A 20,532-nucleotide genomic window follows, 5' to 3' on the forward strand; every position below is an offset into this window, starting at 1 on the left:
GCCGTCGGCCTGCTTCTCAACCAGCTCGATCAGCATCATTCTGTCGTCGGTCATCGTCATCTCCGTATCGGTTCAAGGTCTCGCAACCCGAACCTACTCCGAAGATCGGCGATGGCCGCCAGCGGCACGCCCGGCCGCGCGCTGCGCTACGCCGGGGCTCCGCGCGCGGCCTCCTACACCAACCGCTGGGACACTGCCGTCGTCCGCGGAAGGCGGCATATTCCAGGCTCTTCTATTGTGCCGCGCTCAGCACCGGGCGGACAGCAGGACAAGAATGATACGAAGGCCAGTTCCCGCGCAAGCATCAGCCTTCGGGCAGGCGCGAGATGCAGGATGTCTGGTGGCGCCTCGGAAGCCGCCTTTCGGGTTTCTCTGCGAAGTGCGCCGGTTCTCAGGGCGTGGAGCTGGTGATGCGCGGTGTGCACGAGGCGGATCGAGGCTGCTGCGGCGTGGGCCCCGCTCCCGATTTGGCACCGGTGCCGCACGCATTTCCGACGCAATCCCCCGCCATGCCGGCAAGAACAGCGGCAAGGTCGTGTCGCGCTCCGCGCCGTCGCGACCAGAGGCGCGCCGAGATCACCCTGCTGAGCGGGTCCTGCGACCGCTATCACTGGCCGCGGGCCTCCGCGCCGGGTAGGTGCCGGGCATGAACGACGTGATCCTGATCGGACCGATGGCTCATCCGATGCTGCGCGAGGCGCTCGGGCTGGGCGAGGGGCAGGGGTTTTCGCTGCCCGGACGGCTTGTGGGCGGGCGGTGGGCAGGGGTCCGGGCCGGGGAGTGGCCGGTTCTGGTCGCGGGCGAAGGGCAGACGCCCGCGCTGCGGGTGCAGCCGACGCCGGCGCTTGCGCGGCATGCGGCGGTGCTCGGGCTACCGAGCCTGACCATCGACGGCCAGGTGGTGTTCGGCGCGCGGCGCAGCGAAGGTCCGTATTCGCTTCATGTGCGCGAATGGCCGGGCGACTGGCACGCTGAACTCGCCGCTGCCATCGCCCGCCATGTGATCGCGCAGCCGCCCGACCGCAGCCCCGAGAGGATCGCCGCGCGGCTGCCGACGATCGCCGGCTGGTGCGACTCGCGCCTGCGCGGAGCGCAGCGCCCGGCCGGGCATGAGGGCGAGCCGCCGGTGCGCCATCTGGCCGTCAGCGAGCCCTATGCCGCATATTTCGCAGTCGAGGAGCATCGCTTCCAACATCGCCTGCATGACGGCGGCTGGGCCGCGCCGGTGGATCGGGGCGTCTTCGTCTCGGGCGATGCGGCGGTTGTGCTGCCGTGGGACCCGGTGCGCGACCGGGTGCTGGTGGTCCAGCAGTTCCGCGCCGGTCCGGCCGCCCGCCACGACCCCGACCCCTTCGTGCTGGAACCCGTGGCGGGCCGTATCGACGCGGGCGAGACGCCCGAGGAGACCATGCTGCGCGAGGCTGTCGAGGAGGCGGGCGTGACCATCGACCGGCTGATCCCCGCGCTGCATCACTACCCCACGCCGGGCATCGCGGCCGAGTTCATCTATTGCTATGTCGGCATCGCCGATCTGCCCGATGGCTGCGCCGGCATTGGCGGCCTGCCGGAGGAGGGCGAGGATATCCGCGGCATCCTCATGGATCGGGCAGAGCTGACCCGGCTGGCGCTGAGCGGCGGCATCGTCAACGGGCCGCTGCTGATCCTCGCGCTGTGGCTGGACCGCTGCGCCGCAGGGCTGAAGGCCGGCGGGCCGGGAACCTGAGCCCGCCCTTCCGCGCTATTGCCGCAGGATGGTTGTGGCCGGGGGGCAGGGGCGGCTAAACCGGACACCGGACTCATCAGCGAAAGGCCCGACCATGCGCATCTGCCCCGACCTCGCCGCCGCCATCGGCCACACGCCGCTGATCCGCCTGCGCCAGGCCTCGGAACTGACGGGCTGCGAGATCCTCGGGAAGGCCGAGTTCATGAACCCCGGCCAGTCGGTCAAGGACCGTGCCGCGCTGTTCATCATCCGCGATGCCGTCGCGCGGGGCGAGCTGAAGCCGGGAGGGCTGATCGTCGAGGGAACGGCGGGCAATACCGGCATCGGGCTTGCGCTGGTCGGCAACTCGATGGGCTTCCGCTCGGTCATCGTGATCCCGGAAACACAGAGCCAGGAAAAGAAGGACATGCTGCTGCTCGCCGGGGCCGAGCTGGTGCAGGTGCCGGCGGCGCCCTACAAGAACCCCAACAATTACGTGCGCTATTCGCAGCGCCTGGCCGAGGCGCTGGCGCGGACCGAGGCGGGCGGGGCCATCTGGGCCAACCAGTTCGACAATGTCGCCAACCGGCAGGCGCATCTGGAAGGCACCGGGCCGGAGATCTGGGACCAGACCGACGGCAAGGTGGACGGCTTCATCTGCTCCGTCGGCTCGGGCGGGACGCTGGCCGGGGTGGCAATGGCGCTGCAACCCAAGGGGGTGAAGATCGGGCTTGCCGATCCCGAGGGCTCGGCGCTGTTCAGCTATTACACCGATGGGGTGCTCGACGCGCCGGGCAACTCGATCACCGAGGGGATCGGGCAGGGGCGGGTCACGGCCAACCTCGACGGCTTCACGCCGGACTTCAACTGCCGCATTCCCGACGCCGAGGCGCTGCCGGTGCTGTTCGATCTGCTGGAGCATGAGGGGCTGTGCCTCGGCGGCTCGTCCGGCATCAACGTCGCCGGCGCGATCCGCATGGCGCAGGAGATGGGACCGGGCCACACCATCGTCACAGTGCTGTGCGACTACGGCACCCGCTACCAGAGCAAGCTGTGGAACCCCGAGTTCCTGCGCGAGAAGGGTCTGCCCATCCCCGGCTGGATGGACCGCCCCGCCGCCGCCCTGCCGGACGTGACCGAAGGCTGATCCGATGCTGATGACCCTGATCCGGGGGGCGATCCTCGCCTGCCTGACGCTGCTTCTCGTTCAGCTCGGGGCGGCCCCGACGGGCCTCGCGCCGCTCGCCCCGGCGCAGGCGCAGGAAACCAGCATCGCCGCGCCCGACTATGCCGACTGGGACCAGCAGGCCAGCCGGATCGAGGAGTTGGTGGACGAAGGCGGGGTCAGCGACCAGCGCCTGTCGGAGATGCGCTCGCAGGTGATCGAGTGGCGCGAGAGCTTCCTTGCCGCGCAGAACATCAATTCGGGCCGGATCGAGACGGTGCGCGGCCAGATCAACGCGCTCGGCCCCGCGCCCGCCGAGGGAGAGACCGAGGCCGAGGATGTCGCCAGCCGCCGGGCCGAGCTGAACGCGATCCTGTCCGAACTCCAGGCCCCCGGCCTGCGCGCGATCGAGGCGGCGAGCCGGGCTTCGGGCATCGTGCAGGCGATCGATCAGATCCAGCGCGAACGGCAGGCCTCCGCGCTGCTGGCGCTGTCGCCCTCGCCGGTGCTTCCGTCAAGCTGGAGCGCGGCGGCGACCGATGCGGCCACGCTGGCCCGCGGGCTGGGGCAGGAAACTGCCGACCGCTATGGCGCCATCTCGGCCGATGAGTGGCGCAGCCGCGCCCCCGCCATCGCAGGATATCTCGTCGCCGCGCTGCTGCTGCTCATCTACGGCTGGCGCTGGATCGACGGGCTGCCGCGCCGCCTGTCGGCGACGGCGAGCGAGCATTCGCGCGACGCGGTGGTGTTCCTCGCCTCGCTGGGGCAGATCGCGATCCCGACCGCCGGGGTCTATCTGGCGGTGCGCGCCGCCGATCTGACCGGGCTGTTCGGGGACTGGGGCCGCCCGCTGCTGATGGCGCTGCCGGTGGCAGCGTTCGTGCTGTTCGCGGGCCGCTGGCTGTCGGGGCTGTTCTTCCCCGCGCAGCTTCCCGCGCCGATGGAGATCCCCGACGCCGCCCGCGCAAGCGCACGGATCAACGCCCGGCTGCTGTCGGCGGTCATGGCGGTGCACACGATCCTCAATCGCGCCATCGTGCCGTGGGACCCGCAGGACGACCTGCCGAGCGGAAGCATCGTGCCGATGCAGTTCTCGGAAGCGGGCGCGGGCGTCTTCCACATGCCGGTGATCGTGCTGGGGGCGGTGCTGCTGTTCCGTCTTGGCGTGATCCTGCGGCGAGTGAAGGATTACGACGGCAGCGACCAGCCGAGCTATGCCGTCCGCCTGACGGCGCTGGCCGGCACATTGGCGCGCCCCATCGCCATCATCGTCGTCGTCATCGGGCTGATCGGCTATGTCAGCCTCGCCAACGGCATCGTCTGGCCGACGATCCGCACCATCGCGCTGCTCGGGCTGCTGATCCTGCTGCAGGAATTCATCGTCGATCTGTATGGCATGATGGCCCGCGACCGGAACAAGGGCCGGCAGGCGCTGGCGCCGGTGCTGATCGGCTTCGGGCTGGTGCTCGCCTCGCTGCCGGTCTTCGCGCTGATCTGGGGCGCGCGGGTGTCGGACCTCGGCGAGTGGTGGACGCGGCTGCGGCAGGGCGTCTCGCTCGGCGGCGTGCGGCTGTCGCCGGGCGCGATCCTGACGTTCCTGGTGGTCTTCGCCGCCGGTTACGGGATCACGCGGTTGGTGCAGGGGGCGTTCCGCACCTCGATCCTCCCCAAGACGCGGATCGACGCGGGTGGGCAGAACGCCGTCGTCTCGGGCCTCGGCTATGTCGGGATCGCGCTGGCGGTCGTGATGGCGATCGGCGCAGCCGGGATCGACATGTCCAGCCTCGCCATCGTCGCGGGTGCGCTGTCGGTCGGCATCGGCTTCGGGATGCAGAACGTCGTGTCGAACTTCGTCAGCGGCATCATTCTGCTGATCGAACGGCCGATCACCATCGGCGACTGGATCCGCGTCGGCACGTCCGAGGGCTATGTGCGCCGCATTTCGGTGCGCTCGACGCAGATCCAGACCTTCGACCGGAACAACATCATCGTTCCCAACTCGGACCTGATCTCGCAATCGGTCATCAACTGGACCAAGGGCAGCCTGCAGGGCCGCATCATCGTGCCCGTGAACGTCGCCTACGGGGCGGATACGCGCCGCGTGACCGAAATCCTGCGCGAGATCGCCGAGGACCAGCCCATCGTCCTCATCAACCCGCCACCTTCGGTGCTGTTCACCGGCTTTGCCAACGAAGGGATGACCTTCGAGATCCGCGCCGTCATCTCGGACGTGAACCAGGGACTGGGGGTCGCGACGGAAATCCGCCACCGGATCATCGAGAGCTTCCTGCGCGAAGGCATCGTCATCCCGTTCACCGTGCGCGACTTCTACGACGACGACGGGGCGCCGCTTTCGCAGGCGCGGGCGATCTCGGGCCGCCGGCCCGAGGCGGGAACCGGCGAAGGCGCCTCCGGCGAGGAGGGCGATACGAAGGGACCTCCGGGCCTCGATCCCCGCATCGCCGCCCTCGCGTCCAGCGGGATCGAGCATACCGGCGGGGATGACGACGGCGACGCCAATCAGAGCTGAGCCGGGGCAGGGCGGCGCGGCCCCAGCCGCAAATGGAAAAGGCCCCGCGATGCGGGGCCTTTCTGCTTGCCTTCGCGCAGAATCAGGTGTCGTTGCCCGGCGCCCCGTCCGTATCGCCGCCCGGTTCGGCCGCGCCGTCGATCTGCACCGGGCCATCGCCGTTCTCTGCCACGCGGGCGACCGAGACGACCACCTCGTCCTTGCCGGTGTTGAACACCCGCACGCCGCCGGCGGTGCGCGAGCGGAAGCTGATCCCGTCCACCGGCACCCGGATCGACTGGCCGGTCGAGGTCGCCAGCATCACCTGATCGTCCAGCATCACCGGGAAGCTCGCCACCAGCGGCCCGCCGCGCATGGCCTTGTCCATCGCCATGACGCCAAGCCCGCCGCGGCCGCGAACCGGATAGTCGTGGGCCGACGACAGCTTGCCCGCACCGCGTTCGGTCACGGTCAGGATCAGATCCTCGTGCGCCGACATCTCGGCATAGCGCTCCTGGCTCATCGGCGCTTCGACCACGGCTTCGTCCTCGTCGGGCTCGGCCCCGTCGTCCAGCGCGCCTTCGACGGCGCGGCGCATGCGGATATAGGTCGCGCGCTCCTCGGGGCTCGCCTCGAAATGGCGGATGATCGACATGCTGACGACGCGGTCGCCCGTCGCCAGCCGGATGCCGCGGACGCCAGTGGAATCGCGGCCCTTGAAGACGCGCACGTCGGTCGTGGGGAAACGGATCGCCCGGCCGAGGGCCGTCACCAACATCACGTCGTCGTTCTCATCCGCGATGCGGACGTTCACGAGGCTCACGTCCTCGGGCAGCTTCATCGCGATCTTGCCGTTCGACTTCACGTTGGTGAAATCCGACAGCGCGTTGCGCCGAACGTCGCCATCCGAGGTGGCGAACACGGTCTGGAGCGAATCCCATTCCTTCTCGGGCGCGTCCACCGGCATCAGCGCGGCGATGGATGTGCCGCTGTCGATCGGCAGGATGTTGACCAGCGCCTTGCCCTTGGCCGTGCGCCCGCCCAGCGGCAGCCGCCAGGTCTTCAGCCGATAGACCATGCCGCCCGTGGTGAAGAACAGCAGTTCCGTGTGGGTGTTGGCGACGAACAGCGTCGTCACCACGTCGTCATCCTTGGTCGCCATCGACGACAGGCCCTTGCCGCCCCGACGCTGGCTGCGGAATTCGGCCAGCGGGGTGCGCTTGATGTAGCCGCCCGAGGTGATGGTGACGACCATGTCCTCGCGCTCGATCAGATCCTCGTCGTCGAGATCGCCTTCCCATTCGGAAATCTCGGTCCGGCGCGGTACGGCGAACAGCTCCTTCACCTCGCGCAGCTCGTCCGAGATGATGCCCATGATCCGCTCGCGCGAGGCGAGGATCGCGAGATAGTCGCGGATCGCATCGGCGAGCGATTTCAACTCGTCCGTTACCTCCTGCACCCCCATCGCCGTCAGGCGCTGAAGCCGCAGTTCCAGGATCGCGCGGGCCTGCGTTTCCGACAGGTTGTAGGTGCCGTCGTCGTTCACCGGATGCTGCGGATCGTCGATCAGGCGCAGATATTCGAGGATGCCGGCCGCGGGCCAGCGGCGGGCCATCAGCCGCTCGCGCGCATCCGCCGGATCGGCCGAGGCGCGGATCGTCGCCACGACCTCGTCCACGTTCGACACCGCGACGGCGAGGCCGCAGAGGATGTGGCTGCGCTCGCGCGCCCGGCGCAGCTCATATGCGGTGCGGCGGGCGACGACCTCCTCGCGGAAGGTGAGGAAGTTGGTCAGGAAGTCGCGCAGGGTCAGTTGCTCGGGCCGGCCGCCGTTCAGCGCCAGCATGTTGGCGCCGAAGCTGGTCTGCATCGCGGTGAAGCGGAACAGCTGGTTCAGCACGACCTCGGGCGTCGCGTCCCGGCGCAGTTCGATCACCAGCCGCACGCCGTTGCGGTCGGATTCGTCCTGGACGTGGCTGATGCCTTCGATCCGCTTTTCCTTGGCGAGTTCGGCGATCCGCTCGACCAGCGTGGCCTTGTTCACCTGATAGGGCACGTCGTCCAGCACGATGGCCTGACGGTTGTTGCGGATATCCTCGATCCGGGTGCGGGCGCGCACGATGATCGAGCCGCGTCCTTCCAGATAGGCCTTCCGCACGCCGGAACGGCCGAGGATGATGCCGCCGGTCGGGAAGTCCGGGCCGGGCACCATCTCCAGCAGGCGTTCGGTCGGCAGGTCGGGGTTCTCGATCAGCGCCAGCGTCGCGTCGATCACCTCGCCCAGATTGTGGGGCGGGATGTTGGTCGCCATGCCGACGGCGATGCCGCCCGCGCCATTGACCAGCATGTTCGGGAACCGCGCCGGCAGCACCGTCGGCTCGCGGTCCTTGCCGTCGTAGTTGTCCTGGAAGTTGACGGTGTCCTTGTCGATGTCGGCCAGCAGCCAGTTGGCCGCCTTCGCCATCCGCACTTCGGTATAGCGCATGGCCGCCGCGCTGTCGCCGTCCATGCTGCCGAAGTTGCCCTGGCCGTCGAGCAGGGGCAGCGACATGGAAAAGCTCTGCGCCATCCGCACCAGCGCGTCATAGATCGCCGCGTCGCCGTGGGGGTGGTATTTCCCCATCACGTCGCCGACGGGCCGAGCCGACTTGCGATAAGGCTTGTCGAACGTGTTCGATGTTTCGTTCATCGCGAACAGGATACGGCGATGCACGGGCTTGAGCCCGTCGCGCAGGTCCGGGATCGCGCGGCTGACGATCACCGACATGGCGTAGTCGAGATACGCCGTCTTCATCTCGGCCGCGATGTCGATCACCGGGCCGTCGTGGTGCATCACGCTGCGGCCGCCATTCTCGGGTTCGCCGCCATTTTCGGGAAGGTCGTCGTCAGGAATTTCGGGGTTATCCGCCAAGGGCTTGTGCCTCTATGTCTTGTTGAGGCACGATCTATCACCCGCAGCCCGCGGGTTCAATCGAAACTGCCGGAAAGCGCGGCGTTCCGCCGCTAAATTCAGCGCGCCCAAGGCCGGGCAGGGCGTGCGAACGACCACGCCCAGACCCCCGAGAGCAGCGCCGAGAAGATGGCGTTCCAGCCCGCCATCGAAATCCCGAGGAACACCCAGGCCGGTTCGTCGCAGCGCACGACCGGCGCCGCGTTCAGCCGGGCCATCAGGTCGGCGGTGGACAGCGAGGTCAGATCGCCGACGCCGCCAGTGCAGGCGGTGACTCCCTGCCACCAGCCCCATTCGATGCCGGCGTGCCACGCGGCGAGGCCAGTCGCCGCCAGCGCCGCGATCAGCCCAAGTGCGGCGAGCCAGCGGCTCCAGCCGGCAGCGACGATCAGGGCGGCGACGATGGGTGCGGCCAGATGCGGCCAGCGCTGCCAGATGCACATCTCGCAGGGGGCATAGCCCACCGCCTGAAACCCGAGTGCGCCGAGCAGCAGCAGCGCCGAGCCGAGCCCCGCCAGCGCGGCGGTCCACCGCCTGTCCAATCCGTTCATCCTCGACCTGCCCTCAGTGCGGCTTCCACGTCACGACGCGGTAGAGATAGATGGCGATGACCGCGACCACCACGAAAGACGAGATCGGGTCGATCACATCCGCGACACGGTGATACTGGTTTTCCAGCAGCAGCCCGGCCCCGGCCAGCAGCAGCGTCCAGAGCAGGCTTCCGGCGATGGTGTAGGCGAGGAACTTCCGCATCGGCATGCGCGCGATCCCGGCTGGCACCGAGATCAGCGTCCGCACGGCAGGAACCATCCGGCCGAGGAACACGGCCGCCCCGCCATGGCGGCGGAACCAGCCCTCGGCCGTCTCGATGTCGGAGGGCGAGACGGTCATCCAGCGCCCATAGCGCGCGGCCCAGCGTTTCAGCCGCTCGGACCCCAGCGCCCGCCCCAGCCAGAACCACAGCAGCGTGCCCACGACCGAACCCGCGGTCCCGGCCAGCACGGTCGGGATGAAGGACAGGGCGCCGGTCGCGGTCAGATAACCGGCAAGCGGCATGATGACCTCGGACGGGATCGGCGGGAACACGTTCTCCAGCAGCATCAGGGCGAACACGCCGGGATAGCCCCAGCCCTCGATCACCGACAGTATCCAGTCGAACATGCAGGGCCCTTCCTTGCCAGCCGACCCCAGCCGGCCGACCGGTCTTGGATCGTCCGGGGCGCCCCGCAGGTCAAGCCCGCGAAATCGTTACCTTCGTGGAACCTGCCCGTCCCCCCACCGCGTTGTGGAGCAAGTCGAGAAGCAGGGGGATGAGCAGCATGGAGTGGCGGGGCCGGCGCGGCAGCAGCAACATAGATGATCGGCGCGGCATGGGCGTCGGCGGGGCAGGGGGCCTCGGCATCGTCGGCACGCTGGTCGTGCTGGCGGTCGGCTATTTCTTCGGCGTGGACATCTCGCCGGTGGTCGAACAGACCCAGCGCGCCATGCCCGGCGAAGAACGCGAGCTGACGCAGGCAGAGCGCGAGATCGGGCAGTTCGTCTCGGTCGTGCTTGCGGACACCGAGGAGGTCTGGGGCGACGTGCTGCCGGAACAGGCGGGCGTCGCCTATCGCGACCCGACGCTGGTGCTGTTCTCGGGCGCGGTGCAGTCGGCCTGCGGCGGGGCGTCTTCGGCGATGGGGCCGTTCTACTGCCCCGGCGACGAGCGGCTGTATCTGGACACCTCATTCTTCGACGTGATGGCGCAGCGCATGGGCGCGGGCGGCGATTTCGCCGCCGCCTATGTGATCGCGCACGAGGTCGGGCACCATGTGCAGAACCAGCTCGGCGTTCTGGGCGAGGTCAACCGGGTCCGCGGGCAGGTGGGGCAGGCCGAATCCAACCGCCTGTCGGTGCTGACCGAACTTCAGGCCGACTGCCTCGCGGGGATCTGGGCGCGCCACGCCAGCCAGCGCTTCGGCAGCATCGAGCCGGGCGACATCGATGAGGCGATCAATGCCGCCCGCGCGGTGGGCGACGACATGCTCCAGCGCAGTGCGGGGCGCACGCCGATGCCCGACAGCTTCACGCACGGCTCGGCCGAGGAGCGCAGCGGCTGGCTTTCCCGCGGGATGGACAGCGGCGATCTGGCGATGTGCAACACGTTCAGGGAAGCGGGGCTCTAGGGGCCGGGCTGGCGGCTCGCGCGCGAACCATGACGATCATCCGGCGCGGCCGGCTTCGTTTCGCGAGCGACAGGAATGTTCCCAGCGACTGCCCCAGCGCCCAGTCGATCGCGACCGGGCAGGGCGCGGCGGAGGGCTGGCAGGGCGCGAAGCCGCGTCGGCGGTAGAACCCCGACAACTCGCGTGGGGCGACGAGGAACACCGGGGCGGTCACGCCGGCGAGCCGCGATAGGATGAGCGCCGCCCCGATCCCCCGGCAGCGGCGATCCGCGCGGACCACCAGCGAGGCGAGTTCCGGCCCTTTGGGGCGAAGCTGAACCGCCCCGATGATCGCGCCCGTTTCCACGGCGAGATGAAAGCGCCGCCAGTCGAGCCCGGTGGGCCGCATCCGTTCGCTGCGCACCAGCGCGAGGATGGCAGGTGCGTCCTGTTCCCGTGCGGGTCTGATCCCGATGCTCATTGCACCCCCTTGCCGCCGATCTGCGGCAGTCTGGCAGGGCGCGGGCTTCAGTTCACCGCAGCGGCCCCTGCCGCCGCATCCGCTCCTGCGTGGCCCATTCCGGCCACCAGCCCATCCACTCGATCGTGGCGATGGCAAGGGCGATCAGGAACACCGCGACCAGCATCCTGACCATCTGCGGCGAAGGGGGGTTGCGGACCCAGCGAACCGCGCGGAGCAGCCAGTGCATGTTGTGGACCCTTTCGCGCTGCTGTTAAACCGGCCCGACAAACAGCGGATAAGTGCATTGCCCCACCACGCCGAAACCCGGACCCTGCCGTACACCGCCCAGCAGATGTACGATCTGGTCGCCGATGTCGAACGCTATCCCGACTTCCTGCCGTGGAACAGCGCCGCCCGGATCAGGTCACGCAAGCCGCTGCCGGACGGCACGGAGGGGGCCGAGATCATCGAGGCGGATCTCGTCATCAGCTTCAAGGTCTTCCGTGAACGCTTCGGCAGCCGGGTGACGCTGTATCCGGCCGAAAAGCGGATCGACACCGAATATCTGGACGGCCCGTTCAGGTATCTGCGCAGCGGCTGGACCTTCGCGGATCTGCCGGCCGGCGGCTGCAAGGTCGATTTCTTCGTCGATTTCGAGTTCCGCAGCGCGATCCTCGGCCGGGTGATCGGGGTCGTGTTCACCGAGGCCATGCACCGCATCGTCCGCGCCTTCGAGGAGCGGGCGCGCAAGCTCTACAGCTGAGCGTCAGCCCCGCGCCGTTTCCCACAATGCGATTTCGGCGGCGAGCGAGTCGCGCAGCCGCCGCTCCAGCGCTGGATGGAGGGTGGTGTCGGCTTGGGGCGAGACGTTCATCCGCTTCGGCGCGATCGGCTTTCGCAGCCGGTCGGAAAGGAAGGCGAGCAGGCTCTCCATCGCCTCGTAGCGGAACAGGTGGTCGATGCCGGGGCGGTCGGGCAGGGGCTGGACGAACCAGGATTGCAGGCCGATCCGGGCATAAGGGGGCTGCTCGGGGGCGAGATAGCCTTCGATGAACGTGCCGAAGCCGATCTTCGCGGTGCTGTCGGGGCGGCCGATGAAGGCATCGCGCGCGTTGTAGCGATACCAGCTGCGCAGGCGGTCCACGGGCTCGCGGATGACGGCGACCGTCTCGAAGCGCGGGGCGCCCATGCGGTCAAGCACCGGGGCGATGAAACGCTGGAAGGCGCGCAGTTCGATATGCTTGATGCCGGGATGGCCGGTCAGCTGCACCTGCGCGTGAGGGCGCAGCGCGGTTTCCAGCGCGGTGGTGCCGGTCTTGGGCACCGACAGAAGGACGAGGCGGGCGTCCTGAAAGGCCAGCATGAGAGCGTTCCGGGTCTGATGTCCGGGCGCGGTATCGCCCGAAGGCAGGGGGCGCACAACCCGCGCGGGGGCGGGGTGGATGCCGGCGTTCCGCCTGCTAGGATGCCGGACGCAAGAGGGGATTTCAGGAATGGCGCTGACGGTCTTCGACCGCATCATCTCGGACCGCGGCTCGAAATACGCCGTATCGGGCGGGCCGGTCGCCTCCGAGGCCGACATCGGCGCGGCGCTGGCCGAGCTGAAGCGGGCCAAGCGCTTCGCCAAGGCCACGCATAACAGCTGGGCCGCGCGGATCAGCGGCGAGGGGCTGAAGGCCGACGATGGCGAGGCGGGAGCGGGGGCGATCATCCTGCGGATGCTGGAAAGCGAAGGGCTGGACGATCATCTGGTGATCGTGACGCGCTGGTATGGCGGCAAGCAGCTCGGCGGCGACAGGTTCCGCCACGTCATCGACGCGGTGCGGCATTATTTCGCGGAGAGGGGTTAGGCCGCTGGCTTGGCCCTGTGCGCCAGGTTCAAGGCGGCGATCACGCGGAGTCCACGGAGCGATCCCTTAGCTCGCAGCGGGCCGGGATGGGTGCGGTCAGCCGCTGTTCGGCGTGCCTGATCGGAACTCGCCGCCCGGTTTCCGCCACGCCGCGATTCTCACGCCGGCAGGGTCAGTTCGGCCAGCAGCCCGCCCTCGGGCGCGCGGTCCAGCCGCAGCCGGCCGCCATGCAGCGCGCTGAGGTCGTGGACGATGGCCAGACCCAGCCCGCTGCCGGCCGCGCCCGTCTCGTCCAGCCGCCCCCCGCGCGAGAGCGCCCGCGCGTGGTCCGCATCCGCCATCCCCGGCCCGTCGTCGGCGATCTGCAGGATCAGCTGTCCTTCGGTGACGCGGGTTGTCACCCTGATCCGGCTGCGCGCCCATTTCACGGCGTTTTCCAGCAGGTTGCCGAACATTTCCTCCAGATCCTGCCGGTCGCCGGCGAAGCCCGCGCCCGGCTGGCAATCAACGGTGACGGACAGGCCGCGATCCTGCACCGGATGGCGCAGGACCAGCAGGATGTCGTCGATCACCGGCCCGACCGGCGTTCTCAGGCCGGGCCGGTTCTGCCCCGCGGCGCTGCGGGCGCGGCGCAGGTGCCAGCCGATCTGGCGGTCCATCCGGGCGATCAGCGCCTGGCCCGGATGATCGGGCGGCAGGGTGTTCGCCAGCGCGGCCATCGGCGTCTTCAGCGTGTGCGCGAGATTGCCCAGATGCTCGCGCGAGCGGGCCAGAACGGTCGCGTTCCGGTCGAGCAGCGCGTTCAGTTCGGCCACCGCAGGGCGCAGTTCGGCCACGCGGGGCAGGGGAACGCGATCGGCCCGCCCTTCGCGCACCGCCTTGATCCCGCGCCCCATCGGGCCGAGGGAGGCGAGCCCCGCCGACACCTGCACCAGCGTCGCCAGCGCAAGGCCCAGCCCCAGCACCACCAGCGACACGGCGAGCGGGCGGCGCACGCTTCCGAGCGCCGCGTCGATCTCGGCCTGCGGCGCCGTGACCGTGACAGTCAGCGGCGAATCCAGCCCCGGCACGGTGAAGCGGCGGGTGGTGACCCGCAGCGGCTCGCCCTCGGCACCGAACCCCTCGGCCCCGGTCGCGGGGCCGTCCTGCGGGCTCAGGCGCGTGTCGAAGAGCGATGCGGATTTCGCCACCGGAACGCCGTCCTGATCCACCTGCCAGAACCAGCCCGCCAGCGGCAGCCGATAGCGGGGATCGGCGGGCGGCCCCGTGACGTAGGCGCGGCCCGCCTCGTCCACCGCCGTCTGGGCGATCAGCGTGTCGGCCAGCGCCATCGCATCGGCATCGAAGCGGCCCGTCACGAAGCGGTCCAGCACGCCGCCGATCACGATCCAGGCGGCCAGCAGCGCCACCGTCAGCCAGACGGCGGCCAAGGCCAGCAGCCGCAGCCGGATCGAATCCGTCAGCTTCGGCATGTCAGGCGGCGCCGCCGTGAAGGACGTAGCCTTCGCCCCGGCGGGTCTCGATCAGCCCGTCGCCGATCTTGCGGCGCAGGCGCCCGATCACGACCTCGAGCGAACGGAAATCGCGGTCCGCATCCGCGTCATAGAGATGTTCGGAAAGCTCGGTGCGGCTGACGACGCGGTTCGGGTGGTGCATCAGATAGGCGAGGATGCGGGATTCGAAGGCCGTCAGGCGCAGCGGCACCCCGTCGCGCGTCGCCGCGCCAAGCTGGGTGTCGAAGCGCAGCGGCCCGGCCGCCAGCACCGGCCGCGCGTGACCGGCCGCCCGGCGCACCAGCGTCTGGGCCCGCAGCACGACCTCGTCCAGCCGGAAGGGCTTCACGGCATAATCGTCGGCCCCGGCGCGGAAACCGGCGACCTTGTCGCTCCAGTCGCCGCGTGCGGTCAGGATCAGGACGGGCAGGGTGATCCCCTGCGCGCGCCAGCTGCTCAGCACCTCGATCCCGTTCATGCCGGGCAGGCCGAGATCGAGGACCGCGACGTCGTAAGCCTCGGTCGCGCCGAGAAACTCGCCCCGTTCGCCATCGGCGGCGGTGTCGCAGACGAAGCCCGCATCCGCCATCGCGGCGACGAGCTGGGCGGACAGCTCCGGGTCGTCCTCGACGATCAGGCAGCGCATGGGTCAGTTCCTTTCAGCGGGGGCCGGAGCGCGGCGGGCACGGCCCAGATCGTTCCCCGCCACGTCGAGGAACGATGCGTCGCGGGCGTCCAGCCGGATCAGCAGCAGGTCATGTTCGGGCGTCAGCATCCGCAGCGCGTAAACGAGTTGCACGCCCTTCGCAGCCTCGGCCGGGCGCGGCGGGGCCAACTCGGCGGCGATCACCCGCCCGCGATAGCGCCCGTTCGCGGCATTCAGCGCACTGCGCAGCGGGACGACGCGAAATGTCGGCAGATCGTCGAGGATCTCGCCCTCGAACGGTTCGGCAAGCTGCGGCCGGTGGGACGCGCGGTGGTGGTCGCCGTTCCGGTGGTCACGATCGGGCCCGCCACCCAGGGACAGCCCGAGCAGGGCAAGGGCGAGCGCGGCGAAAAGCGGCAGGAGGAACAGGCGCGGCGGCATGGCGGTCAGTCTATCGAGCCTTTCCAAACCGAAGCTGAACGGGCCGTTGGCGTTTCGTTCGGAACCCGGCGGGTAGAACCTGATTCGCAACCGGGGGCAACTTGCATCCCGTTCAGGCAGAAGGATGATCTCGATGCGCAAGATTCTGACAAGCTCGACCGCCGTGCTGGCGGCGATGGCGATGCTGGCGACCCCGATGATGGCGGCAGCCCAGACGGCGCAGCCGTCGCCCGCCCCGATCGCGCCGCCCGCCGCGCCGGCCGATCCGGCGGCACCCGCCGCGCCGGGAGCCGGTCTGGCCCCCAGCCCCGCGCCGCTTACCGCGCCTTCGGGCGATGCGGCTCAGGCCCCGGCCGGGGAGCTGCCCGCCGCGCTGGCCGAGCTGGGGCTGACCGACGCCACCGTCTCGGACAACAAGCACGGCAAACGCGTCCGCGGCACGCTTCCGGGCGGAGAAACGGTCGTCGCCGGGCTGGACCGGGATGGCCAGCTGCGGATGCTGCGCAGCGCCGAGAAGGGCGCGGCCCTGCCGGCGAATGTCGTCGAGCGGCTGGTCCCGCAGGCGGTCCGCGACTCGGCCGTCTTCGGCGAAATCGCGACGGTGTCGGCGATCATGGTGGCGCGGCAGGGCGTCATGGTCGGCGGACAGGACGCCGCCGGGCAGGCGGTCCGGGCCGGCTTCAGCGCCGACGGAACGCTGCAACGCTTCGGCCGGGGCGACATGGGCAAGGACGGCAAGCACCAGGGCAAGAAGGGCGAGCGGCGCGGCGATGACCGCCGCGGTGATCGTCAAGGCGACGAGCGGCGCGGTGACGAGCGCCGCGCCCCGGCTCTGGACGAGGCCGCGGCGCGGGCGGCGCTGGAGCGCGGCGGCTACACCGAGCCCGGCGCGATCCGGCAGGACGGCCCGCGCAGCCTGATCGATGCGGTGAACTCCGCCGGCGAGCAGGTCACGGTGGAGGTGAATCCCCGCGGCGAGGTCGTGCGCGAAACGGCGCGCTGATCCCGGCAGTGCCTCGAAACAGAAAGGAGCCCCCGCGGGGCTCCTTTTTTCACGCCGGACGGCGAGTGCGATCAGCCGCGCTGCTTGCCGAGCAGCGGCGCCATCTTGGACAGGTCATATCCTGCGCCGGCGCTCATCTTCAGGATCTCGTCCACCGGCCGGCGTCCGGACTGCGTCATCGCCCAGAGCGTCGTCGAGCGGGTGCCCGAACGGCAATAGGCGACCGCGGGGCCCTTGCCGGCGCGGGTCGCGTCGGCGAACTGGTCCACCATGTCCGGGGTCATCTGGCCGGGCGTGAAGGGGATGTGGTGATACTCCATGCCCGCCGCCTGCGCGGCTTCGCGCATTGCCGTGGAATCCTCGGCCGGGCCGACCTCCGCGTCAGGGCGGTTGTTGATGAGAACCTTGAACCCGGCGCGCGCCAGATCGGCCACATCGTCCGTCGAGATCTGTGGCGTCACGGCCAGGTTGGGGGTGAGTTGGCGCAGATCCATCGCGCGCTCCAGAATCGGGGATCGGTTGTTACAGCCTTGCCCCAGCGCGCCGCCGCGTTCAAGCAGATGAGGCAGGAAGCGCCAATTCCGCCACCAGCGCGGGCAGGGCGGAGTAATCGTCGAACTGGGCGTGATGGGGCAACGACGAGAGCGGCTCGTGCCGGTAGCCGCCCATGAACAGCAGCAGCGGCACGCCGGCCGCCCGTGCCGCATGCGCGTCGTATTCGCTGTCGCCGACGAAGATGCCGCGCGGATGGGCCGGGTCGGCACCGAGCTGCCTCAGCGCCGCCAGCAGCGGCGCCGGATCGGGCTTCTTCACCGCCAGGCTGTCGCCGGCGACCACCGCGCCGAAATACGGCGTCAGGCCGAAGTGATCCAGAACGGACAGCGTCGGCGCACCGGGCTTGTTGGTGCAAAGACCCAGCGGATGGCCGCGCTGCGACAGGACGTCCAGAGCCTCGCGCACACCGTCATAGAGCCGGGTCAGCTGCGTCGCATGATGATAACGCGACATGAACGCCGCCAGCAGCCGCGGCCGCTCCGACGGGTCCAGCGCCAACTCGGCCGCGATCTGCGCCCAGAGCAGCTCGACGCCACCGCCGATGAAGCTGCGGACCCGGTCCAGAGTGAGTGTCCGCAGCCCATTGTCGCGCAGCACCGCGTTCACCGAGGCATGGATATCCGGCGCGCTGTCCACCAAGGTTCCGTCGAGATCGAATACTACAGGGCAAGGCGAAGTCATGGCAGATCCGTCCGGTTGCGAGCGGTTCATCTGAAGGCAATGGCCGTCCGGAGGCAAGCTGCGGTGTCAGATCGATTGGTGACATAATACGGATTATTCCGCTACCACGCCCACCGGGTGCAGACTCATACAGCCATGAAGGGACTACCGATGCTCACCCTGACGCCCGGGGTTCAGTGTGAGGGTTGCGGATGGGACTGGTGCTGATGAGCGAGCATGAGCTTCAGCGGATCGAGGTGCTGGCGCAGGTTCTGGACGGCGGCATGAGATCAGGAACGGCCGCGAACCTGCTCGGCGTGAGTCTGCGTCAGGTCCAGCGGCTGTTGCGCGAGGTCCGCGAGCACGGTGCCGTTGCGGTCCGGCACGGTCTGCGCGGCCGGCCGTCGAACAACCGGATCAGCAGTCTGAAGCGCGACTATATTCTCTCTGTGGTCCGCGAGAGCTATGCCGATTTCGGGCCGACGCTGGCGGCCGAGACGCTGGCGGATCGCCATGGGATCCGGATTTCCAGCGAGACGCTGCGGCGATGGATGATGGAGGCCGGCCTGTGGCAGAGCCGCGCACAACGTCGGCGGGTTCACCAGCCGCGGCTGCGGCGCGAAGCCCTGGGTGAGCTGATCCAGATCGACGGCTCGGAGCACCGCTGGTTCGAGGATCGGGCTCCAGCCTGCACGCTGCTGGTCTTCATCGACGATGCGACCGGCCGGCTCATGCAGATGCGCTTCGTGCCTTCGGAGACCACCTTCAGCTATTTCAATGCGCTGGAGGGTTACCTTCAGGAACACGGCCGGCCCGTGGCCTTCTATTCGGACAAGCACAGCGTTTTCCGGGTGAACCGGGCCGAGGCGCTCAGTGGCCACGGCATGACCCAGTTCGGCCGGGCGCTGAACGAACTCAACATCGAGATCCTCTGCGCCAACTCCTCGCAGGCCAAGGGCCGGGTCGAGCGCGCCAATCGAACGCTGCAGGACCGCCTGGTCAAGGAACTGCGCCTCGCGGGCATCAGCGACATGGCCGCCGCCAACGCCTTCCTTCCCGGCTTCATCACGCGTCACAACCTGCGCTTCTCCCACCCCCCTGCCCGGTCCGATGATCTGCACCGGCCGCTGAACATGCCGGCGTCACGGCTGTCCGGGATCCTGTGCCTGCGCGACCAGCGTCAGCTGAGCAGGCAGCTCGTCGTTCACTATGATCGCAAGCAGTTCATCCTGGAGGATACCGAACACGCCCGCAGCGCGATCGGACAGTATGTCGAGACCTACGCCTTTGCCGATGGTCGGTTCGAGATCCGGTGGAAAGGCATTCTCCTGCCGTATCGGGCCTATGACCACCATCAGCAGCGCGTCACCCACGCTTCGGTCACCGAGAACAAGCGTCTGGGCGAAGTGCTGGCCTTCATCCAGGCGCAGCAGGATGCCGCACCGCCCGAGGTCGGCCCGGTGGGCAAGCAGCGCACCCGCTATGAACCGACCGGCAAGCCGAGGCGCGGGAACAAGGGCTGGGCGGAAAGGCGCCAGGAGCGGCGCGCCGCCGAAGAGGACCGGGCGCGGCATGCAGCCGAATGACGGCCCGGGCGATCAGAGCGGCGGCGATCCCGGCTTCCCCGCATGGCCGGGCCGGGCTGCGATGGCGGAGGTCTCCGCCCGTCCCGGCCATGCTCCGGCGCCCCCGCCTGCGACATTTCTAGATTGCCGCGACAGCGACAGATTAACTTCGTGACAACATTATATATAGCGGGGCGGATTCTATTTCCAGATGCGACAGCCCGGCACGCGCTACTGTCCGGCAACCGGAATAGTGTCCATTCAAGCCAGCTTTCTGACCATTCAACACGTCATTGCTGGCTATCGCGACGGCTAGATCTAGAACATCTCGTTCAATGTCAGGTCCTTACTATGATTTCGTGACCCAACGCTGCACTGTCTCGGCCATCTGAAACAAGAAGACCGTGACCGGCCGAACGTCCTCTCCGACGGGTTCGGCTGATCCGGATTTCCAGCGAGCATCGCGCCGATGAAATTGCGCCGAGTTACACGCCGAGTTGCCCTGGATGGCGCCCGCCACGGCGGCGGCCTGGAGTGCGATGCGCCGCTCGGTCCACGAGGGATGGCCCGGGTTGCGGCTCCCGCCGCTGCTGCTCGACGGCCCGGCATCGGCAAGAGCCACTGGGCCCGTGGCCTGGGCACGCTTGTCGACGTCCCGGTCGGCGTCATCGAAGCCACCGGAGAGAATGCAAGCTTCGGGGTCGTTGGCAGTCAGCGCGGTTGGAGTGGCGCCTACCCCGGCCGGCTGATCCAGACCGTGCACCATTCGCTGGCGGGTAATCCGCTGATCGTCATCGACGAGATCGAGAAGGCCGGGCGCCCACCTCCACGACCGGGAGCACATTCAGCCCGCACGACGCGCTTCTGCTACTGCTCGAGCCCCTGACGGCGCGGCGCTGGAACTGCCCCTGTTATCAGGTGCGGTTCGACATGAGATGGGTGGGCTGGTTGCTGACCTCGAACAGCACGCGTCCGCTTCCAGCCCCCCCTCCTCAGCCGGCTGACGGTCGTCCGCCTGCCGGAACCGGCCATCGACGAACTTGCCGCATTCGCGATCAACGTCGGCAGCGACCGCGGCCTCTCTGAAGCCACGCTGTCGGCGTGAATCGAAACGCTCCATGCCGTCTCGGCATCTCCATGGTGCTGCTGACGCCCTGCATCGACACGTGATAACCTTCGCCCATCTGGAGCGGGTGGATGCGCAGTGGCTGCTGTCATCGACACCCATCCTGCTGCCGGTGTCGATGGCCTTGCTGCCGATTTACTTGGCCGGTTTCCTGGCGACGAGGCCCTAGGCTCCAGACTCATTGATTTCAGAGCCAGAAGAGGACGGTAGCGGCGAGAGCGACGGCGGACAGGAAGACGATGGGGCATCTGTCGTAGCGC

General features: G+C 69.0%; 20 protein-coding genes. 8 read left to right on the forward strand and 12 right to left on the reverse strand.

Annotated elements, in window-relative coordinates:
- Positions 1–646 precede the first annotated feature (646 nt).
- The 3 genes from KTN05_RS15480 to KTN05_RS15490 all read left to right on the forward strand — a co-directional run bounded on the left by KTN05_RS15480 (position 647) and on the right by KTN05_RS15490 (position 5,397).
- Positions 647–1,723 (forward strand): NUDIX domain-containing protein, encoded by a 1,077-nt coding sequence (locus KTN05_RS15480; RefSeq protein WP_217330290.1) that lies wholly within the window; start codon positions 647–649, stop codon positions 1,721–1,723.
- Positions 1,724–1,817: 94 nt separating this feature from the next.
- Positions 1,818–2,849: a cysteine synthase A gene (locus KTN05_RS15485; RefSeq protein ID WP_217330291.1), complete on the forward strand. Its 1,032-nt coding sequence runs from the start codon at positions 1,818–1,820 to the stop codon at positions 2,847–2,849.
- A gap of 4 nt (positions 2,850–2,853) precedes the next feature.
- The gene (locus KTN05_RS15490; protein WP_254368272.1) at positions 2,854–5,397 is read left to right on the forward strand and encodes a DUF3772 domain-containing protein; all 2,544 of its coding nucleotides are present in this window, start codon (positions 2,854–2,856) and stop codon (positions 5,395–5,397) included.
- An 82-nt stretch (positions 5,398–5,479) separates the two neighbouring features.
- Here the strand turns inward: KTN05_RS15490 and gyrA are convergent, their stop codons facing one another.
- The 3 genes from gyrA to KTN05_RS15505 all read right to left on the reverse strand — a co-directional run bounded on the left by gyrA (position 5,480) and on the right by KTN05_RS15505 (position 9,487).
- Positions 5,480–8,287, reverse strand: a complete 2,808-nt coding sequence (gene gyrA, locus KTN05_RS15495) for a DNA gyrase subunit A (protein WP_217330292.1) — start codon at positions 8,285–8,287, stop codon at positions 5,480–5,482.
- Between the two features lie 98 nt (positions 8,288–8,385).
- Complete coding sequence (locus KTN05_RS15500; protein ID WP_217330293.1) at positions 8,386–8,877, reverse strand: disulfide bond formation protein B; 492 nt, start codon at positions 8,875–8,877, stop codon at positions 8,386–8,388.
- Between the two features lie 13 nt (positions 8,878–8,890).
- Complete coding sequence (locus KTN05_RS15505; protein WP_217330294.1) at positions 8,891–9,487, reverse strand: DedA family protein; 597 nt, start codon at positions 9,485–9,487, stop codon at positions 8,891–8,893.
- A gap of 158 nt (positions 9,488–9,645) precedes the next feature.
- On the opposite strand from KTN05_RS15505, the gene KTN05_RS15510 reads away from it, so the two are divergent.
- Positions 9,646–10,491 (forward strand): neutral zinc metallopeptidase, encoded by an 846-nt coding sequence (locus tag KTN05_RS15510; protein ID WP_217330309.1) that lies wholly within the window; start codon positions 9,646–9,648, stop codon positions 10,489–10,491.
- On the opposite strand, the gene KTN05_RS15515 is transcribed toward KTN05_RS15510, so the two are convergent.
- Positions 10,472–10,951: a GNAT family N-acetyltransferase gene (locus KTN05_RS15515; protein WP_217330295.1), complete on the reverse strand. Its 480-nt coding sequence runs from the start codon at positions 10,949–10,951 to the stop codon at positions 10,472–10,474. The genes KTN05_RS15510 and KTN05_RS15515 overlap by 20 nt on opposite strands.
- 52 nt (positions 10,952–11,003) lie before the next feature.
- The gene (locus KTN05_RS15520) at positions 11,004–11,180 is read right to left on the reverse strand and encodes a hypothetical protein (protein WP_217330296.1); all 177 of its coding nucleotides are present in this window, start codon (positions 11,178–11,180) and stop codon (positions 11,004–11,006) included.
- Positions 11,181–11,237: 57 nt separating this feature from the next.
- On the opposite strand from KTN05_RS15520, the gene KTN05_RS15525 reads away from it, so the two are divergent.
- The gene (locus KTN05_RS15525) at positions 11,238–11,696 is read left to right on the forward strand and encodes a type II toxin-antitoxin system RatA family toxin (protein WP_217330297.1); all 459 of its coding nucleotides are present in this window, start codon (positions 11,238–11,240) and stop codon (positions 11,694–11,696) included.
- Positions 11,697–11,699: 3 nt separating this feature from the next.
- On the opposite strand, the gene KTN05_RS15530 is transcribed toward KTN05_RS15525, so the two are convergent.
- Positions 11,700–12,296: a gamma-glutamyl kinase gene (locus tag KTN05_RS15530; protein ID WP_217330298.1), complete on the reverse strand. Its 597-nt coding sequence runs from the start codon at positions 12,294–12,296 to the stop codon at positions 11,700–11,702.
- Between the two features lie 130 nt (positions 12,297–12,426).
- On the opposite strand from KTN05_RS15530, the gene KTN05_RS15535 reads away from it, so the two are divergent.
- The gene (locus tag KTN05_RS15535; RefSeq protein ID WP_217330299.1) at positions 12,427–12,783 is read left to right on the forward strand and encodes a YigZ family protein; all 357 of its coding nucleotides are present in this window, start codon (positions 12,427–12,429) and stop codon (positions 12,781–12,783) included.
- A 158-nt stretch (positions 12,784–12,941) separates the two neighbouring features.
- Here KTN05_RS15535 and KTN05_RS15540 read toward each other — a convergent pair whose 3' ends face one another.
- The 3 genes from KTN05_RS15540 to KTN05_RS15550 are packed head-to-tail and all read right to left on the reverse strand — an operon-like array spanning position 12,942 to position 15,363.
- Positions 12,942–14,255: a HAMP domain-containing sensor histidine kinase gene (locus KTN05_RS15540; RefSeq protein WP_217330300.1), complete on the reverse strand. Its 1,314-nt coding sequence runs from the start codon at positions 14,253–14,255 to the stop codon at positions 12,942–12,944.
- A 1-nt stretch (position 14,256) separates the two neighbouring features.
- Positions 14,257–14,922, reverse strand: coding sequence for a response regulator transcription factor (locus KTN05_RS15545; RefSeq protein WP_217330301.1), 666 nt, complete (start codon positions 14,920–14,922; stop codon positions 14,257–14,259).
- A gap of 3 nt (positions 14,923–14,925) precedes the next feature.
- Complete coding sequence (locus KTN05_RS15550) at positions 14,926–15,363, reverse strand: PepSY domain-containing protein (protein ID WP_217330302.1); 438 nt, start codon at positions 15,361–15,363, stop codon at positions 14,926–14,928.
- Positions 15,364–15,496: 133 nt separating this feature from the next.
- Here KTN05_RS15550 and KTN05_RS15555 point away from each other — a divergent pair, with 133 nt between their 5' ends.
- Positions 15,497–16,366: a hypothetical protein gene (locus KTN05_RS15555; protein ID WP_217330303.1), complete on the forward strand. Its 870-nt coding sequence runs from the start codon at positions 15,497–15,499 to the stop codon at positions 16,364–16,366.
- A gap of 71 nt (positions 16,367–16,437) precedes the next feature.
- Here the strand turns inward: KTN05_RS15555 and KTN05_RS15560 are convergent, their stop codons facing one another.
- A complete protein-coding gene (locus KTN05_RS15560; protein ID WP_217330304.1) occupies positions 16,438–16,860 on the reverse strand; it encodes a TIGR01244 family sulfur transferase in 423 nt (140 codons plus the stop codon).
- Between the two features lie 58 nt (positions 16,861–16,918).
- Positions 16,919–17,602, reverse strand: a complete 684-nt coding sequence (gph, locus tag KTN05_RS15565; RefSeq protein ID WP_217330305.1) for a phosphoglycolate phosphatase — start codon at positions 17,600–17,602, stop codon at positions 16,919–16,921.
- Between the two features lie 191 nt (positions 17,603–17,793).
- Between gph and KTN05_RS15570 the strand changes: the two genes are divergently transcribed.
- Positions 17,794–19,167: an ISNCY family transposase gene (locus KTN05_RS15570; RefSeq protein WP_217330306.1), complete on the forward strand. Its 1,374-nt coding sequence runs from the start codon at positions 17,794–17,796 to the stop codon at positions 19,165–19,167.
- Positions 19,168–19,495: 328 nt separating this feature from the next.
- Here KTN05_RS15570 and KTN05_RS15575 read toward each other — a convergent pair whose 3' ends face one another.
- Positions 19,496–19,912: a hypothetical protein gene (locus KTN05_RS15575; RefSeq protein WP_217330307.1), complete on the reverse strand. Its 417-nt coding sequence runs from the start codon at positions 19,910–19,912 to the stop codon at positions 19,496–19,498.
- Positions 19,913–20,532: the final 620 nt, after the last annotated feature.

The organism is Paracoccus sp. Z118, assembly GCF_019061185.1.
Classification (GTDB): domain Bacteria; phylum Pseudomonadota; class Alphaproteobacteria; order Rhodobacterales; family Rhodobacteraceae; genus Paracoccus.

Excerpts from the sequence above, each read along its gene's own strand:
- KTN05_RS15505 (WP_217330294.1), bottom strand. The coding sequence starts at position 9,487 with ATGTTCGACTGGATACTGTCGGTGATCGAGGGCTGGGGCTATCCCGGC.
- gph (WP_217330305.1), bottom strand. The coding sequence starts at position 17,602 with ATGACTTCGCCTTGCCCTGTAGTATTCGATCTCGACGGAACCTTGGTG.
- KTN05_RS15575 (WP_217330307.1), bottom strand. The coding sequence starts at position 19,912 with ATGGTGCACGGTCTGGATCAGCCGGCCGGGGTAGGCGCCACTCCAACC.
- KTN05_RS15555 (WP_217330303.1), top strand. The coding sequence starts at position 15,497 with ATGCGCAAGATTCTGACAAGCTCGACCGCCGTGCTGGCGGCGATGGCG.
- KTN05_RS15500 (WP_217330293.1), bottom strand. The coding sequence starts at position 8,877 with ATGAACGGATTGGACAGGCGGTGGACCGCCGCGCTGGCGGGGCTCGGC.
- KTN05_RS15545 (WP_217330301.1), bottom strand. The coding sequence starts at position 14,922 with ATGCGCTGCCTGATCGTCGAGGACGACCCGGAGCTGTCCGCCCAGCTC.
- KTN05_RS15530 (WP_217330298.1), bottom strand. The coding sequence starts at position 12,296 with ATGCTGGCCTTTCAGGACGCCCGCCTCGTCCTTCTGTCGGTGCCCAAG.
- KTN05_RS15490 (WP_254368272.1), top strand. The coding sequence starts at position 2,854 with ATGCTGATGACCCTGATCCGGGGGGCGATCCTCGCCTGCCTGACGCTG.
- KTN05_RS15520 (WP_217330296.1), bottom strand. The coding sequence starts at position 11,180 with ATGCACTGGCTGCTCCGCGCGGTTCGCTGGGTCCGCAACCCCCCTTCG.
- KTN05_RS15560 (WP_217330304.1), bottom strand. The coding sequence starts at position 16,860 with ATGGATCTGCGCCAACTCACCCCCAACCTGGCCGTGACGCCACAGATC.
- KTN05_RS15540 (WP_217330300.1), bottom strand. The coding sequence starts at position 14,255 with ATGCCGAAGCTGACGGATTCGATCCGGCTGCGGCTGCTGGCCTTGGCC.
- KTN05_RS15535 (WP_217330299.1), top strand. The coding sequence starts at position 12,427 with ATGGCGCTGACGGTCTTCGACCGCATCATCTCGGACCGCGGCTCGAAA.
- KTN05_RS15485 (WP_217330291.1), top strand. The coding sequence starts at position 1,818 with ATGCGCATCTGCCCCGACCTCGCCGCCGCCATCGGCCACACGCCGCTG.
- KTN05_RS15550 (WP_217330302.1), bottom strand. The coding sequence starts at position 15,363 with ATGCCGCCGCGCCTGTTCCTCCTGCCGCTTTTCGCCGCGCTCGCCCTT.
- KTN05_RS15510 (WP_217330309.1), top strand. The coding sequence starts at position 9,646 with ATGGAGTGGCGGGGCCGGCGCGGCAGCAGCAACATAGATGATCGGCGC.
- KTN05_RS15515 (WP_217330295.1), bottom strand. The coding sequence starts at position 10,951 with ATGAGCATCGGGATCAGACCCGCACGGGAACAGGACGCACCTGCCATC.
- KTN05_RS15480 (WP_217330290.1), top strand. The coding sequence starts at position 647 with ATGAACGACGTGATCCTGATCGGACCGATGGCTCATCCGATGCTGCGC.
- KTN05_RS15570 (WP_217330306.1), top strand. The coding sequence starts at position 17,794 with ATGGGACTGGTGCTGATGAGCGAGCATGAGCTTCAGCGGATCGAGGTG.